Below are 15,161 nucleotides of genomic sequence, written 5' to 3'. Positions count from 1 at the left end.
GAGAGCGGGAGTGCGGCATGGCCGATCAGTTGCGGCACATCCCGGTGATGCTGAATGAGGCGGTGGAGGGTCTCGCCGTGCGGGAAGGCGGGCGTTATCTCGATGGCACGTTTGGACGCGGCGGTCACGCCCGCGCCGTGCTGTCGCGCCTCGGCCCCGACGGCCGGCTGTTGCTGATGGATCGCGATCCGCAGGCTATCGCCGCCGCGCAACAAGAATTCGCTGGCGATCCGCGCGTAGCGATTCGTCACGCCAATTTCTCCACGCTGGCGGAGTGGGACGAAACGGATGCAGGCCTCGATGGCGTGCTACTCGACCTAGGTGTCTCCTCTCCCCAGTTGGACGAGGCCGCACGCGGTTTCAGCTTCATGGCCGATGCGCCGCTGGATATGCGCATGGACACCACGCAAGATGAAAGCGCGGCGGACTTTCTGGCCCACGCCGACGAGCGCGACATGGCCGATGTGCTGTGGACCTTCGGCGAAGAACGTTTCAGCCGCAAGATTGCCCGCGCCATCGTCGAGCGTCGCGCCGAATCGCCGATCACCCGCACCGGCGAGCTGGCTGCGCTGATCGAGCGCGTGGTCGGTCGTCGCGAGCCGGGCAAGCATCCGGCCACGCGCAGTTTTCAGGCGCTGCGCATTCGGGTGAATGGCGAGCTCGATGCGCTGCAGCGTGGCCTTAACGGGGCGCTCGATCGCCTCAAAGTCGGTGGCCGTCTCTCGGTGATCAGCTTCCACTCGCTGGAAGATCGCGCCGTAAAGCTGTTTATCCGCGATCACTCCGGACGCGTGCAGGGCAGTCGCCGAGGCCCGCCGGTGGTCGCCGCGCCGGCGCGTCTGGCGGCCGTAGGCAAGGCGCAATTTCCGTCCGACGCCGAGCAGGCGGCGAATCCGCGCGCGCGCTCGGCCGTGCTGCGCGTGGCTGAAAAACTCGCCGAAGGGAACGCATCTGAAGGGGGGCTGGCATGAAGGCGATCGGCGTCTTCTGTCTGCTGCTACTGCTGGGTGCGGTCATGGTCAGTGCCATTGCGGTGGTCTGGACCCGGCACCAGAGCCGCGTGCTGTTCGTGCAACTCACTCAGCTGCAAGGACAGCGCGACGATCTGAATATCGAATACGGCCAGCTCGAACTGGAGCAGGCGACCTGGGCCGAGCCGCGCCGCATCGACAATGAGGCGCGCACCAAGCTCGGTATGTTCATGCCGCGTCCGCAGGACGTGCGGCTGGTGCAGCAATGAAGCCGCATCCGCGCATCCCGGCCAAGTCAGCTGCGCGCCGTCAGGGCGCCGGTCCCAGTGCGCGTCGACGCATGCTGCTGGTGATCGGTGTGCTTGGCGCCGCATCGGTAGGTTTGGTGGCGCGTGCGTTCGATTTGCAGGTGGTGCGCAAGCAGTTCTATCAGGATCAAGGCGATGCGCGCTTCCTGCGCGAGGTGCCGATCGCGGTGTCGCGCGGCACCATCTTCGATCGCAACGGTGAGCCCCTGGCCGTTTCCACACCCATGGTGTCCATCACGGCCGTGCCATCGGAAGTGCTGGACAACGCCGATCGCATTCCCGCGCTGGCGCAGGCGCTGGGCACCAATGCCGACGATCTGAAGGCGTATCTGGAGCAACGCTCCGATCGCGAGTTCGCTTACTTGCGTCGCCAGATGAGTCCGGACGCAGCGCAGGCGGTACTTGCGCTCGGCGTACCGGGCGTGAATGGGCAGCGCGAATTCAAGCGTTACTACCCGTCCGGCGAAGTGACGGCGCACGTGCTCGGCTTCACCAATATCGACGACCACGGTCAGGAAGGCCTCGAACTGGCGTTCGACAGTTGGTTGTCCGGCAAACCGGGCGCCAAGCGCGTGATCCGCGATCGCATGGGCCACATCGTGGAAGACGTCGAGCAGGTGCGTGCGCCGCAGCCTGGTCAGAACCTCACTCTCAGCATCGACCGGCGCATTCAGTTCCTCGCCTATAGCGAACTGAAAAAGCAGCTCGATGATTGTCAGGCCGATTCGGGCGAGATGGTGGTGCTCGATGTGCGTACCGGTGAAATTCTGGCAATGGTCAGCTTGCCGACGTACAACCCGAATGCCGTGACGGGAACGACCGGCTCGCAGCGCCGCAATCGCGCCGTGACGGACGTGGTCGAGCCGGGCTCGACGATGAAGCCGTTCACCTTGGCCGCCGCACTGTCGAGCGGCAAGTTCACGCCCACCGGTCCGGTGATCGATACCGGCAACGGTCATTGGATGTATTACGGCCATGACATCCGTGACGATGATCCCAACGGTTTGCTGACCCCGACCGGCGTGCTGACCAAGTCGAGCAACATCGGTGCCGCCAAGATCGCGCTGCAGCTCGATACGCAATATCTGTATGACTCATATCGCGCGTTCGGTTTCGGCGACAGCACCGGCAGCGGCTTTCCGGGCGAATCCTCCGGTCTGTTGAAGGTCGGCCATACCTGGCGTCCGCTGGAAAAGGCGATCATGGCCTTCGGCTACGGTCTCAACCTCACGCCGCTGCAGTTGGCCAACGCCTACGCCACCCTGGCGGACGGCGGCGTGATGCATTCACCCACGTTCATCAAGGACGGCGATAACTCTGGCAAGCAAATTGTCTCGCCGCAGATCGCGGGCAATCTGGTCACCATGCTGGAGACCGTCACTGCGCCGGGCGGTACGGCCACTCGCGCGCAGATCGCCAACTACAGCGTGGCTGGGAAGACGGGCACCGCTCATCTAGCGGCGCTCGGCGGCTATTCCAAGAACAACTACAACTCGCTATTTGCCGGCATTGTGCCGGCGACTGACCCGCGGCTGGTCGCGGTGGTGGTGATCAACAATCCCAAGAAAGGTTATTTCGGTGGTGCCGTCTCCGCGCCGGTGTTTCAGCGTGTGATGGATGGCGCACTGCGCCTGCTGGATGTACCGCCCGACAACATTGGCCGTTGGTATGTCGGCGGTCCCATACAGGCCGGCGGTGGACTGGCCGGCAACGCGCCGCCCCCCAATCCGCAGGACGATGCGGCGGCTGCCGAGGTGGCGGAACCATGAGCGGCCAGCGCCTCGACCACTTGCTGCAAGGCATCGCCGAAACAACGGCCATAGGGCCGATTGTCGTATCCGGGCTTGCTCTTGATTCGCGCCAGGTGCGCGCGGGAGATGCATTCTTCGCGCTGCGTGGTACGCGCGGGCACGGTATCGAATTCGTGACTGGCGCCGTGCAGCGCGGCGCCAGCGTCGTGTTGGCGGAAGCGCCACCGTGTGCGCTGGATGATCCCGGCGTACCTGTGCTGTGGATCGACGGTCTGCACACCTTTGTCGGTGAAATTGCTTCGCGCTTTTTCCAGCGGCCGTCCGAGTCGATGCGCGTGATCGGCGTCACCGGTACCAACGGCAAGACCTCAACCGTGCAGCTGCTGGCGCAGGCGTTGGAAAAGCTTGGTCATCGCGCCGCCACGATCGGCACGCTCGGAGCGGGTCTACATGGCCAGCTGCGTGAAGGCGAGCGCACCACGCCGGATGCCATCGCCGTGCAACGGTTGTTGGCTGAATTCCGCCAAGAAGGTGCCACGCATGTCGCGATGGAAGTGTCCTCGCACGCGCTAGAGCAAGGGCGCGTTGCCGCGACGGCGTTCGACGTGGCGGCGTTCACCAACCTCACGCGCGATCACCTTGATTATCACGGCAGCATGCAGGCCTACGGCGCGGCCAAGGCGAGGCTCTTCGCATGGCCCGGTCTTACTGCGGCGGTGATCAACACGGACGATGCGTTTGGTCGCGAACTCGCCGGCAAGCCGGCCCCTGGCGTGCAAGTCCTACGCCTGAGCAGCACCGGCGACGTACACGCCGAGATCGCCGCGAGCGATATCGTCACGTCCGCCGAAGGCGTTGCGTTCCAGTTGCGCACGCCCTGGGGCACGCGATCGATTCGCAGTCATCTGCTCGGGCGTTTCAATGTCGCGAACCTGCTCACCGTGGTCGGCTGCCTTGGCGCGCTGGGTGAATCGTTCGAGCGCATCGTGGATGCCGTCGAAGCGCTCGATCCGGTCAATGGTCGTATGAATCGCATCGGCGGCGTGCAAGGGCTGCCGCTGGTAGTGGTCGATTACGCGCACACGCCGGACGCACTGGAGCAGGCCCTGATGGCATTGCGCGCTCATTGTGCCGCGCGGCTGATTTGTGTCTTTGGCTGCGGTGGCGAGCGCGACGCGGGCAAACGTCCGCAGATGGGTGAAATCGCCGAACGGCTGGCGGATATCGCGATCGTCACCGATGACAATCCGCGCGGCGAGAATGGCGACCTCATCGTGTCGCAGATCCTGGCCGGCATGGTGAAACCGCTGGCGGCGACTGTGCTACGTGACCGCGAAGCAGCGATCCGTGCAGCGCTGGACATGGCGCGCCCAGGCGATGTGGTGCTCGTCGCGGGCAAGGGTCACGAGACCTATCAAGAAGGTGCCAGTGGCAAGCGCGCCTTTGACGATATGGCCGTGGCGCGCTCCATCCTGGAGGGACACGCATGATGCAGCTGAGCGCCATCGCCTTATGGACGCACGGACGCATGCTTGGTGTCGATGCTGGGATTGCCGGCGTTGCGATCGACTCACGCAAGGTCAAGCCCGGCGATCTGTTCGTCGCGTTCAAGGGCGAGCATGTGGACGGTCACGATTATCTCGCCGATGCAAAGACGCGCGGCGCAGCCGCCGCTTTGGTGGAGCGGCGCGTCGAGAGCGATTTGCCGCAGGTGCAGGTGGCCAACGCAGAGCTCGCATTGGGCGATCTCGCCAGCGCCGTGCGTGCGCAGCGTAATGCGCGCGTTATCGGCATTACCGGCTCCAATGGCAAGACCACCGTGAAGATGCTCACTGCGGCGATTCTTTCGCGGCACGGCCGCACGCATGTCAACACCGGCAGCTACAACAACGAGATTGGCTTGCCGCTGACCTTGCTGTGGATGCCGGAAGACACCGAATATGCGGTGCTCGAAATGGGTGCAGGCAAACCGGGCGATATCGACTATCTTGCTGCCATCGCACGGCCCGATATCGGCCTCGTGAATCTCATCGCGCCGGCTCATCTTGAGCGGATGGGTACGATCGAAATGGTGGCGGAAACCAAGGGCGCGCTTTACCGCGCATTGCCTGCCGACGGCGTGGCAGTGATCAATGCCGACGATGCGTTCGCGAGCTTTTTCAGCGGACTGGCCGGTGGGCGCCGGGTGTTGCGTTTCGCCCTGGACCACAAGGCGGATGTGGGCGCAGACATCGTGGAACAGCGCGTCGACGGCTCGCGTTTTGTGTTGAGTACGCCGCATGGTGACGCGGAAGTGTCGCTGCCGTTGCCCGGCCGCCACAACATCGCCAATGCCCTCGCGGCCAGCGCGATCGCGCTGGCGCTCGATGTGCCGCTGGACACGATCGTGGCTGGCCTTGAGCACGCGTCAGCGGTCGAAGGACGCCTGAAGCGCATCGCCATGCCTGACGGATGGACATTGATCGACGATAGCTACAACGCCAATCCGAGTTCGATGCACGCAGCTATCGACACGCTCGCCCTCGCCGAAGGCGAGCGCTGGCTGGTGCTTGGCGATATGGCCGAGTTGGGCGCAGATGCCCGTGCGCTACACGCCGGTGTGGGTCGTCATGCGCGCGAGCAGGGTATCCAAAAATTGTTCGCTGTGGGTCCGTTGAATGCGGCCGCCGTCGAGGCATTCGGAGCGGGTGGCGTGCATTTCGCAGACAAAGCGGCGTTGATCGACGCACTACGTGCGCAACTGCATGCCGGCGTTACTTGTCTGGTGAAGGGCTCGCACTCAGCGGGTATGGAACAAGTCGTCGCCGCGCTGAAGGGCGCGCGGCCAGGGGAGGGCGCACCTCATGCTGCTTGAACTAGCGGATTGGATGGCACGGCATTTCACCGCCCTGCATCTTTTTCAGTACATCACCTTCCGCACGATCATGGCGGCTTTGACCGCGCTGGCGATGTCGCTGCTGTTTGGTCCGGCATTGATCCGCAATCTGGCCGCGCTCAAAGCCGGGCAGGTGGTGCGCAAGGATGGTCCGCAAACACATTTGTCAAAAGCGGGTACGCCCACCATGGGCGGCGTGATGATCCTGCTTGCGGTGGCCGTCGCTACGTTGCTGTGGGCCGATCTCGCCAATCGCTATATCTGGCTGGTGCTTGCGGTGTTGCTGTGCTTCGGCGTGATCGGTTTCTACGACGACTATCGCAAGCTGGTGTTGAAGGACAGTCGCGGCTTGGCTTCGCGCTGGAAGTATTTCTGGCAATCGGTGTTCGGCGTCGGTGCGGCGTGGTTCCTGTATCACTCGGCGACGCTGCCGGCGGAGACTGCGCTGTTTGTACCGCTGTTCAAACATGTGGCGGTGCCATTGGGCGTGTTTTTCATCGTCATCGCGTATTTCATGATCGTTGGCTTCTCCAACGCCGTGAATCTCACCGATGGGCTGGATGGTCTCGCGATCATGCCGACGGTGCTGGTCTCCGGCGCGCTGGGCATCTTCGCGTACCTGGCCGGCAACAAGGTCTTTTCCGAATATCTCGGTATCCCGGCGATTCCGGGTGCAGGCGAGCTCGCTATTTTCTGCGGGGCACTATCAGGTGCGGGCCTGGGCTTCCTCTGGTTCAACACGTATCCCGCGCAGGTGTTCATGGGCGATGTCGGCGCGCTGGCGATTGGCGCTGCGTTGGCTGCCATCGCGGTGATCGTGCGCCAGGAAATCGTGTTGCTGATCATGGGCGGCGTGTTCGTGATGGAAACCGTCTCGGTGATGCTGCAGGTCGCCAGCTTCAAGATGACCGGCAAGCGCATCTTCCGCATGGCGCCGATCCACCATCACTTCGAATTGAAAGGCTGGCCCGAGCCACGGGTCATCGTGCGTTTCTGGATCATCAGCGTCGTGCTGGTGCTTATCGGTCTTGCAACGTTGAAGGTACGTTGATGTTTGGTTTCGGCACATCGCAGGCAAAGCGGCGGCAGGGCCCGCGCGGCAAGTTCGACTTGCCGCTGCTGGTGGCCCTGGTCGGCCTTGCCTGTCTTGGTGTCGTGATGGTGGCGTCGAGTTCGATCGCGGTGGCCGATAGCTCGCACAAAGGCGAGTTCTATTTCCTCAAGCACCATCTGATGTATCTCGGGTTGGGCGTCGTTGCGGCCGGCATGGCGATGCGCACCGAATTGAAGGAAGTGGAAAAGCACGCATTCTTCCTGATGCTGGTGGCCTTCATCATGTTGCTGGCGGTATTCGTGCCGCATTTCGGCATGAAGCTCAATGGCGCACGGCGCTGGATCAATCTTCTCGTTACCACCTTCCAGCCGGTAGAGGCGGTCAAGCTGATCCTGGTGGTGTATATCGCCAGCTATCTGGTGCGTCATCGCGAAAGCATCGAGACCCGCTTTCTCGGATTGATCAAGCCGATTGCCGTATCGGGCATCATCGTGCTGCTTCTGCTCGCGCAGCCCGACTTCGGTTCGGCCACGTTGGTCATTGCCGTGACCATTGCCATGGTCTGGCTTGGCGGCGCGCGGCCGATCTTTCTGTTCCTGATGGGCTTGCCGTTGATGCCGCTGCTGGCGATTGCAGCGACCAGCGAAAGCTATCGCATGAAGCGGCTTACCTCGTTCATGGATCCGTGGAAGGATCCGTTCAACGATGGCTTTCAGCTCACTCAATCGCTCATGGCGATCGGCCGCGGTGAGTGGACCGGCGTAGGTTTGGGTTCGAGCGTGCTGAAGCTGTCGTACCTGCCCGAGGCGCATACGGATTTCATTTTTGCGGTGATCGGCGAGGAACTGGGCCTGTTCGGCATCGTTGCCGTGATAGGCATGTTCGCGCTAGCGGTCTGGCGCGGCCTGCATATGGGCTTGAAAGGCGTGGAAGTAGGGCAGCGCTTCGCCGGTTACATCGCCTTCGGCATTTCGCTGATGATCGGTTTGCAGACCATGGTGTCGGTAGGCGTGAATCTCGGTGCGCTGCCGACCAAGGGTCTGACGCTGCCGCTGATCAGCTACGGCGGCTCCTCGATAGTGTTGACGTGCGCGATGGCGGGCGTGCTGTTGCGCGCGACGTTCGAAATCAACCGCGCACTGGATGCACGCCATATGGCGACACGCCTGCCGGCCACCGCCGTGCCCGACGCGAATGCAGAGACGACGCGCGAGCGCGAGGCGGTGGCGGCATGAGCACGCAGGCGCCCGTGCTGATCATGGCTGGCGGAACTGGCGGCCACATTTTCCCAGGCCTGGCGGTGGCCGAGACCTTGCGTGCGCAAGGTGTACCCGTCGTTTGGCTCGGCGCTGCCGGCGGCATGGAAACCAAAGTGGTGCCGGCGCATGGCATCGAGCTGCATACAGTTGCCGTGGGCGGTCTGCGCGGCAAAGGTTTGAGGACGCGTCTGCTGGCACCGTGGATGTTGTTGCGCGCCTTGTTGTCATCAGTTGCCGTGCTTCATCGCTTGAAGCCGCGCAGCGTGCTGTCGATGGGCGGCTATGTGGCAGGCCCCGGCGGAGTCGCGGCGCGTTTGCTGCGCCGTCCGCTGCTTGTGCATGAGCAGAACCGAGTGGCCGGTTTCACCAATCGCAAGCTCGCAGCGCATGCGCGGCGTGTGATGGCTGGGTTTGTCGATAGCCTGCCGAATGCTGAGTGGGTAGGTAATCCGGTGCGCGCCGCGATCGCGTCGCTGCCGTCGCCTGCGCAACGCATGGGCGAGCGCAGCGGTAAGCCGCGGTTGCTGGTGCTGGGAGGCAGTCTGGGTGCGCGCGCGTTGAACCTATCCGTTCCGCAGGCGCTTGCAAATTTGCCGACCGATCAGCGGCCCGACGTGCTGCACCAATGCGGCAACCGGGGCATCGACGAAGCACGCAAGGCGTATGCCGATGCGGGCGTGGAAGCGCGCATCGTGCCGTTTATCGAGGACATGGCCGGCACGTACGCGTGGGCCGATCTGGCGGTATGTCGTGCCGGTGCGTTGACGCTGGCGGAACTGACCGCGTGTGGATTGGGCGCGGTGCTGGTGCCGTTTCCGCATGCGGTCGACGACCACCAGACGCGCAACGCCGAAGCGCTGGTCGCTGCCGGTGCGGCTGAATTGATACAGGAGCGCGATCTGAATACGAAAGACCTGGCGCAGCGGTTGAACGCGTTGCTTGGCAATCGCACAGTAATGCTTGCGATGGCCGAGGCTGCACGCACGCTGGCCAAGCCGAATGCAGCGGCAGACATTGCTCGCGCTTGCGTGGAGGTGGCCGCATGACGCCACGTCGACTGCTCGCACACGAAGATTTGATGAGCACCTTCCGCCGTGTGCACTTCATCGGCATCGGCGGTGTCGGCATGAGCGGTATTGCCGAAGTGCTGCATAACCTCGGTTACGCGGTATCCGGTTCGGATCGCAGCGAGTCGCCAACGGCACAGCGGTTGCGTCAGCTTGGCATCGATGTGCGTATCGGTCATCTCGCCGCGCACATCGGTGACGCCGATGTCGTGGTCACGTCGAGCGCGATCAAACAAGACAACCCGGAACTGGTCGCCGCCCGCGAAGCGCGCATTCCCGTGATCCCGCGCGCGGAAATGCTCGGCGAGCTGATGCGCTTCCGCCGCGGCATCGCCATCGCCGGCACGCACGGCAAAACCACCACCACCAGCCTGGCTGCCAGTGTGCTGGCGGAGGCGAATTACGATCCCACGTTTGTGATCGGCGGCCAGCTCAACGCGGCCGGTGCGAATGCGCGCTTGGGCACGGGGCAATATCTCGTGGCCGAGGCGGACGAGTCGGATGGTTCGTTCTTGCTGTTGTCGCCGGTTATCGCGGTGGTGACGAATATCGATGCGGATCACCTAGAAAACTACCAGGGCGACTTCGCGCTGGTGCGCAAGGCCTTCAGCGATTTTCTGCATCGCTTGCCGTTCTACGGCCTGGCCGTGCTGTGCGTGGACGATCCGGAAGTGGCGGAGCTGGCCAAGATCACCGCGCGCCGCGTGATGACTTACGGTATCGACACTGAGAACGCGGATGTGCGCGCCACGAATGTAGTGCAACGCGGTTTCGAAATGCACTTCGATCTGTTGTTGCCCGGTGTTACGAAGGCGATTCCGGTCGTGCTCAACTTGCCCGGGCGACACAACGTGCTCAATGCGCTGGCGGCGGCATCGATCGGCTGGCAGCTGGGCGTGGAAGCAGCATCGATTGCGCACGCGCTGGCTCATTTCGAAGGTGTGGGCCGCCGTTTCCATCGCCGCGGCGATATCGCACTGGACGACGGCAAAGTGATGCTGATTGATGACTACGGTCATCACCCGCGCGAACTCGCGGCAGTGTTTGCGGCAGCGCGCGGCGGTTGGCCGGAGCGTCGCCTGGTCGTGGGCTTCCAGCCGCATCGCTATAGCCGTACGCGCGACTTGCTCGACGACTTCGCGAATGTGTTGGCCGAAGCCGATGTGCTGGTGCTGACCGAGGTCTACCCGGCCGGCGAAGCGCCGATCGCCGGTGCGGACGGTCGCGCCCTGGCGCGCGCGGTGCGCGCGCGCGGCAAGGTCGATCCGGTACTGATCGCGCATCCCCGCGAATTGAAAGACACCCTGCCGGCGCTGTTGCGCGACGGCGATCTGCTGCTGCTGCTCGGTGCCGGCGACATCGGCACGGCAGCCGTGGAGCTGGCGCATGCCGGTCATTTGAGGACGAGCGAGTGATGAAGATTCAGGACCCCGCCCAGTTTGGTCGTGTCGCCGTAGTGATGGGCGGAAGCTCGGCCGAGCGCGAGGTATCGCTTGATTCCGGCCGCAACGTACTGGCTGCGCTGAAAGCGCAGGGTGTCGACGCGCATGCGATCGACGGCATTCCGGCGTTGCTGGACGCGCTGCGCGCCGGGCATTTCGCGCGCGTCTTCAACATCCTGCACGGTCAGCATGGCGGTGGCGAAGACGGAGTGCTGCAAGGTGCGTTGGAGTCGCTGAATGTGCCGTACACCGGTTCGGGCGTGCTGGGCTCTGCGTTGTCGATGGACAAGACGCGCTCCAAGCGCGTATGGCAATCGCTGGGTCTGCCGACACCGAAGTTCGTCGCGCTTCCGCGCGGCGCCGACGTGCACGCGGCGGCGAAGGAGATCGGTTTTCCGCTGATTGTGAAGCCGGCTTGCGAAGGCTCCAGTGTCGGCATCACCCGCGTCTTCGAAGAGAAGGATCTCGATGCCGCTGTGACGCTGGCCGAAAAATACCCGGGTGATCTGTTGATGGAAACGCTGATCGAGGGTGACGAACTCACGGTCGGCATTCTCGGCCGACAGGTGCTGCCCAGCATCCACATCGTGCCCAAGGGTGCGTTCTACGACTACAACGCCAAGTACATCGCCGAGGACACGCGTTACATCTGTCCAGGCCTTGAAGGCGAGGCAGAGTCTGTCGTGCGTGCGCTGGCGCTGGAGGCGTTCGATGCACTGGGCTGCCACGGCTGGGGTCGCGTCGACGTGATGCGCGATCGGCAGGGTCGCAACTGGCTGCTCGAAGTGAATACGGCGCCGGGCATGACCTCGCATTCGCTGGTGCCCAAAGCCGCGGCAGTGGCTGGTATCGACTACCAGGCGCTGTGCTGGCGCGTGCTCGAAACCAGTTTCAGGGAGGATGCATGAGGGGAAGCATCCGCCTCGTTGCCTGGTGCCTGGCCATCGCTTTGGTGGTCTTGCCGATCGTCGGCGTGCTGTGCGGCTGGTTTGCCGCCGATCGCTGGCCGGTGACCCAGTTGACGGTGCAGGCCGAGTTCAAGCACGTCAATGCGGAGCAGATTCGCGCCGCCGTGCAGCCGCGCCTGGGCAAAGGCTTCTTCGCCATGAATCTGGATACGGTGCAAAGCGCCGTCGCCGCGCTGCCGTGGGTGGAATCGGTAGAGGCAAGCAAGCGCTGGCCTGACACCTTGTTATTACGTGTGTACGAACGGCAACCGTTCGCGCGCTGGAACACCAGTCAGCTGATCAGCGGCGAGGGCAAGGTGTTTTCCGTGCCTGACGCTGCCGACTACAACAAGCTGCCCGATTTGCGCGGACCGGACGATCACCTTGCTGAAGTGGTGAGCTTCTTTGCCGACGTGCAGAAGGCGTTTGCCGGTACGCATCTGAAGATCACTGGCGTCACGCTGACCGACCGCGGCAGCTGGAGCGTAGCCACGGATTCCGGCGCGCAGATCGTGATCGGCGACCGCAACCAGGCGGGTCGCCGACTGCGCCGGTTCCTCGATGTGTATCCGCAGGTGATCGCCGGTCACGACCAGGGCTTTGAGTATGCCGATCTTCGTTACACCAACGGCTTCGCCGTGAAATGGCCGCAAGCGCCGGCCGCCCCCACCGCCGGAGGCACGCCCCGCACATGAAAGGCAAAAACGAAAAGCAGTTGGTCGTCGGCCTAGATATCGGCACCTCGAAAGTGGTGGCGATCGTGGGCGAGTACGAGCCGGGCGAACCGATCGAAGTGATCGGCATCGGCTCGCATGTCTCACGCGGCATGAAGCGCGGCTCGGTGGTGGATATCGAATCCACCGTGCACTCGATCCAGCGTGCGGTGGAAGAGGCCGAGCTGATGGCTGGCTGCGATATTCGCTCGGTGTATGCCTCGATTTCCGGCAGCCACTTGGAAACGCGCAATTCGCACGGCACCGCCGCGATCCGCGACCGCGAAGTGGCGCCGGGCGATCTCGATCAAGTGCTCGAAGCGGCCAGCGCCGTGGCGATCCCGGCTGACCGCAAGGTCTTATATAAAGAGTCGCAGGAATACCGTATCGATGGTCAGGACGGCATTCGCTCGCCGGTGGGCATGAGCGGCGTGCGCCTGGAAGCCTCCGTGCATCTGGTAACCGGCGCGGCGGCGGCGGTGCAGAACATCAGCAAGTGCATCCAGCGCTGTGGGTTGTCCGTCGATGAGCTGGTGCCGTCGGCCTTGGCCAGCGCGAAATCGGTGCTGACCGACGATGAGCGCGAGCTGGGCGTGTGCCTGGTCGATATCGGCGCGGGTACCACCGATATCGCGATCTATACGCAAGGTGCGATCCGCTACACCAAGTCATTGCCGGTGGGCGGCGATCAGGTCACCAACGACATCGCCTACGGTGTGCATACCCCAACGGCGCATGCCGAAGAAATCAAGATCAAGTACGCCTGTGCGTTAGCGCAGCTGGCACATGCGGAAGAAACCATCCAAGTACCCAGCGTGGGAGATCGTCCACCGCGACGTTTGGCGCGACAGTCGCTCGCTCAAAGCGTGCAGGCGCGTTACGAAGAAATCTTCGAAATGGTGCAGGACGAGCTGCGCCGCTCAGGCTACGACAGCCTGGTCGCGGCCGGCGTGGTGCTGACCGGCGGCGCCTCCCGCATGGAAGGTGCGCTGGAACTGGCCGAAGAGATCTTCCACAAGATGGTGCGCATCGGCGTGCCGCAGCACGTCAACGGGCTCGGCGAAGTGATCGCCAGTCCATTGCATTCCACGGGTGTCGGCTTGTTACTGCATGGCTCGCGTTCCGGCGGCATGCGCATGAGCGGCACAACGGGCGGCAGCGTAGGTGGTTTGGTCGACAAGTTGCGCGGCTGGATCACCAAGAATTTTTAAGTTTGGCGGCGCAGGAGGCGCAGCCCGGGCGAATGGAGGTTCGCTCACCACCTCGGCATGACAGGAGTCGTACCGCGGTTACAACGACAACGAAAGCTTTACGGAGGACGGGAAATGTTTGAACTGGTCGAAAAACTCGCACCGAATGCGGTGATCAAAGTCATTGGCGTGGGCGGCGGCGGCGGTAACGCTGTGGCACATATGCTCAACGCCAACATCGAAGGCGTCGATTTTGTCGTCGCCAACACAGACGCGCAGGCCATGAAAGGTTGCGGTGGTCGTATCCACCTGCAGCTGGGCGCCAATGTCACCAAGGGCCTGGGCGCGGGCGCCAATCCTGAAGTGGGCCGTCAGGCCGCACTGGAAGATCGCGAACGCATCGAGGAAATGCTCGATGGTGCCGACATGGTGTTCATCACGTGCGGCATGGGCGGCGGTACCGGCACGGGCGCGGCACCGGTGGTCGCTCAGCTGGCGAAAGAGAAGGGCATTCTTACGGTGGCGGTGGTGACTAAACCGTTCCCGTTCGAAGGTCGTCGTCGCATGCAGGTCGCCCTGAAGGGCATCGAAGACCTGTCGCAGCACGTTGACTCGCTGATTACGGTACCGAACGAAAAGTTGTTGTCGGTACTGGGTCGTGAGGTGACCTTGCTCAATGCGTTCAAGGCCGCCAACGACGTGCTGCAGGGCGCGGTGCAGGGCATCGCTGATCTCATCACCAGTCCCGGTCTGATCAACGTCGACTTCGCCGACGTGCGTACGGTGATGAGCGAGATGGGTCTGTCGATGATGGGCTCGGGTACCGCCCGTGGCGATGATCGTGCACAGGCTGCGGCCGAAGCGGCGATCAACAATCCGCTGCTGGAAGACGTCAATCTCAACGGCGCATGCGGCATCCTGGTCAATGTGACAGCAGGCCCGAACCTCACCATGCGCGAGTTCGACGAGATCGGCCGCATCATCCACGACTTCGCCAGCGAAGACGCCACGGTAGTGATCGGCACCTCGCTCGACCCGGAGATGCAGGACGACGTGCGCGTCACGGTCGTGGCCACAGGCCTCAATCGCGTTGCCGCCCGTCAGCCGATTCGTCCGGTTGCGACCCAGCAGGTGGAGATGCGTCAGCGCCCGCGCCCGATGGTGCTGCGTACCGGTACCGGTAACGAAGTGGTCGATTACGCCCAGCCGGAAGTCGTGGCCAGCAATCCGCGTGGCGGCGACGGCCAGGCCAAGAGCGCTGATCCGAGCTTCGACTACCTGGATATCCCCGCTTTCTTGCGCCGGCAGGCAGATTAATTACGTAAAGATATGTGAATGTCATGAACTAACGACGTATTAACTTGTCAGTGTTCCCTGTGCTGGATAAGGAGGAGTACCCTCCCTGTCCGCGACCTGACCGCTGCCGGACGCCGGTTGCGAGGAGGGGACATCACTGATGTCGACTGACGTCGTGTTCGTGCGTTGAATGCGAGAGGCAGTGCGACCTAAGGATGGCGCACGATTGACAGTGTGGCGTGGAAGGATTTGCCGCCCTGCCGGTCCAAAATCCCGTTGCCGGACTTT

At 63.2% G+C, this 15,161-nt stretch carries 13 protein-coding genes; all 13 read left to right on the top strand.

The window, feature by feature from the left end:
- Positions 1–17 precede the first annotated feature (17 nt).
- The 13 genes from rsmH (at position 18) to ftsZ (ending at position 14,894) form a co-directional block, all read left to right on the top strand.
- On the top strand, positions 18–971 hold the full coding sequence (gene rsmH, locus QQL64_RS11655; protein ID WP_284399525.1) for a 16S rRNA (cytosine(1402)-N(4))-methyltransferase RsmH: 954 nt from the start codon (positions 18–20) through the stop codon (positions 969–971).
- A complete protein-coding gene (ftsL, locus tag QQL64_RS11650) occupies positions 968–1,240 on the top strand; it encodes a cell division protein FtsL (protein ID WP_284399522.1) in 273 nt (90 codons plus the stop codon). The genes rsmH and ftsL overlap by 4 nt, the downstream gene beginning before the upstream one ends.
- Positions 1,237–3,048 (top strand): peptidoglycan D,D-transpeptidase FtsI family protein, encoded by a 1,812-nt coding sequence (locus QQL64_RS11645; protein ID WP_284399520.1) that lies wholly within the window; start codon positions 1,237–1,239, stop codon positions 3,046–3,048. Before ftsL ends, QQL64_RS11645 begins: the two co-directional genes overlap by 4 nt.
- Positions 3,045–4,520, top strand: coding sequence for a UDP-N-acetylmuramoyl-L-alanyl-D-glutamate--2,6-diaminopimelate ligase (locus QQL64_RS11640; protein ID WP_284399518.1), 1,476 nt, complete (start codon positions 3,045–3,047; stop codon positions 4,518–4,520). The genes QQL64_RS11645 and QQL64_RS11640 overlap by 4 nt, the downstream gene beginning before the upstream one ends.
- Positions 4,517–5,884 (top strand): UDP-N-acetylmuramoyl-tripeptide--D-alanyl-D-alanine ligase, encoded by a 1,368-nt coding sequence (locus tag QQL64_RS11635; protein WP_284399515.1) that lies wholly within the window; start codon positions 4,517–4,519, stop codon positions 5,882–5,884. Before QQL64_RS11640 ends, QQL64_RS11635 begins: the two co-directional genes overlap by 4 nt.
- Entirely contained in the window at positions 5,874–6,956 is a 1,083-nt protein-coding gene (gene mraY, locus QQL64_RS11630) for a phospho-N-acetylmuramoyl-pentapeptide-transferase (RefSeq protein ID WP_284399514.1), read from the top strand. The genes QQL64_RS11635 and mraY overlap by 11 nt, the downstream gene beginning before the upstream one ends.
- Entirely contained in the window at positions 6,956–8,194 is a 1,239-nt protein-coding gene (gene ftsW, locus QQL64_RS11625; RefSeq protein WP_284399511.1) for a putative lipid II flippase FtsW, read from the top strand. Before mraY ends, ftsW begins: the two co-directional genes overlap by 1 nt.
- Entirely contained in the window at positions 8,191–9,264 is a 1,074-nt protein-coding gene (murG, locus tag QQL64_RS11620; protein WP_284399510.1) for an undecaprenyldiphospho-muramoylpentapeptide beta-N-acetylglucosaminyltransferase, read from the top strand. The genes ftsW and murG overlap by 4 nt, the downstream gene beginning before the upstream one ends.
- Positions 9,261–10,700, top strand: coding sequence for a UDP-N-acetylmuramate--L-alanine ligase (gene murC, locus QQL64_RS11615; protein ID WP_284399507.1), 1,440 nt, complete (start codon positions 9,261–9,263; stop codon positions 10,698–10,700). The genes murG and murC overlap by 4 nt, the downstream gene beginning before the upstream one ends.
- Complete coding sequence (locus QQL64_RS11610) at positions 10,700–11,635, top strand: D-alanine--D-alanine ligase (RefSeq protein WP_284399505.1); 936 nt, start codon at positions 10,700–10,702, stop codon at positions 11,633–11,635. The genes murC and QQL64_RS11610 overlap by 1 nt, the downstream gene beginning before the upstream one ends.
- Positions 11,632–12,369 carry a cell division protein FtsQ/DivIB gene (locus QQL64_RS11605; protein WP_284399502.1) on the top strand — a complete coding sequence of 246 codons (738 nt, stop codon included), beginning with the start codon at positions 11,632–11,634 and terminating at the stop codon, positions 12,367–12,369. Before QQL64_RS11610 ends, QQL64_RS11605 begins: the two co-directional genes overlap by 4 nt.
- Positions 12,366–13,598, top strand: a complete 1,233-nt coding sequence (gene ftsA / locus QQL64_RS11600) for a cell division protein FtsA (RefSeq protein WP_284399499.1) — start codon at positions 12,366–12,368, stop codon at positions 13,596–13,598. Before QQL64_RS11605 ends, ftsA begins: the two co-directional genes overlap by 4 nt.
- Before the next feature lie 114 nt (positions 13,599–13,712).
- Positions 13,713–14,894, top strand: a complete 1,182-nt coding sequence (gene ftsZ / locus QQL64_RS11595; RefSeq protein WP_284399497.1) for a cell division protein FtsZ — start codon at positions 13,713–13,715, stop codon at positions 14,892–14,894.
- The last annotated feature ends 267 nt before the right edge of the window (positions 14,895–15,161 follow it).

Origin of the sequence: Dyella lipolytica (genome assembly GCF_030160075.1) — a bacterium.
In the GTDB taxonomy this organism is placed as follows: Bacteria; Pseudomonadota; Gammaproteobacteria; order Xanthomonadales; family Rhodanobacteraceae; genus Dyella_B; species Dyella_B lipolytica.
The sequence above is the reverse complement of the archived record's forward strand: the minus strand, read 5'-3'. Positions and strand labels throughout refer to the sequence as shown.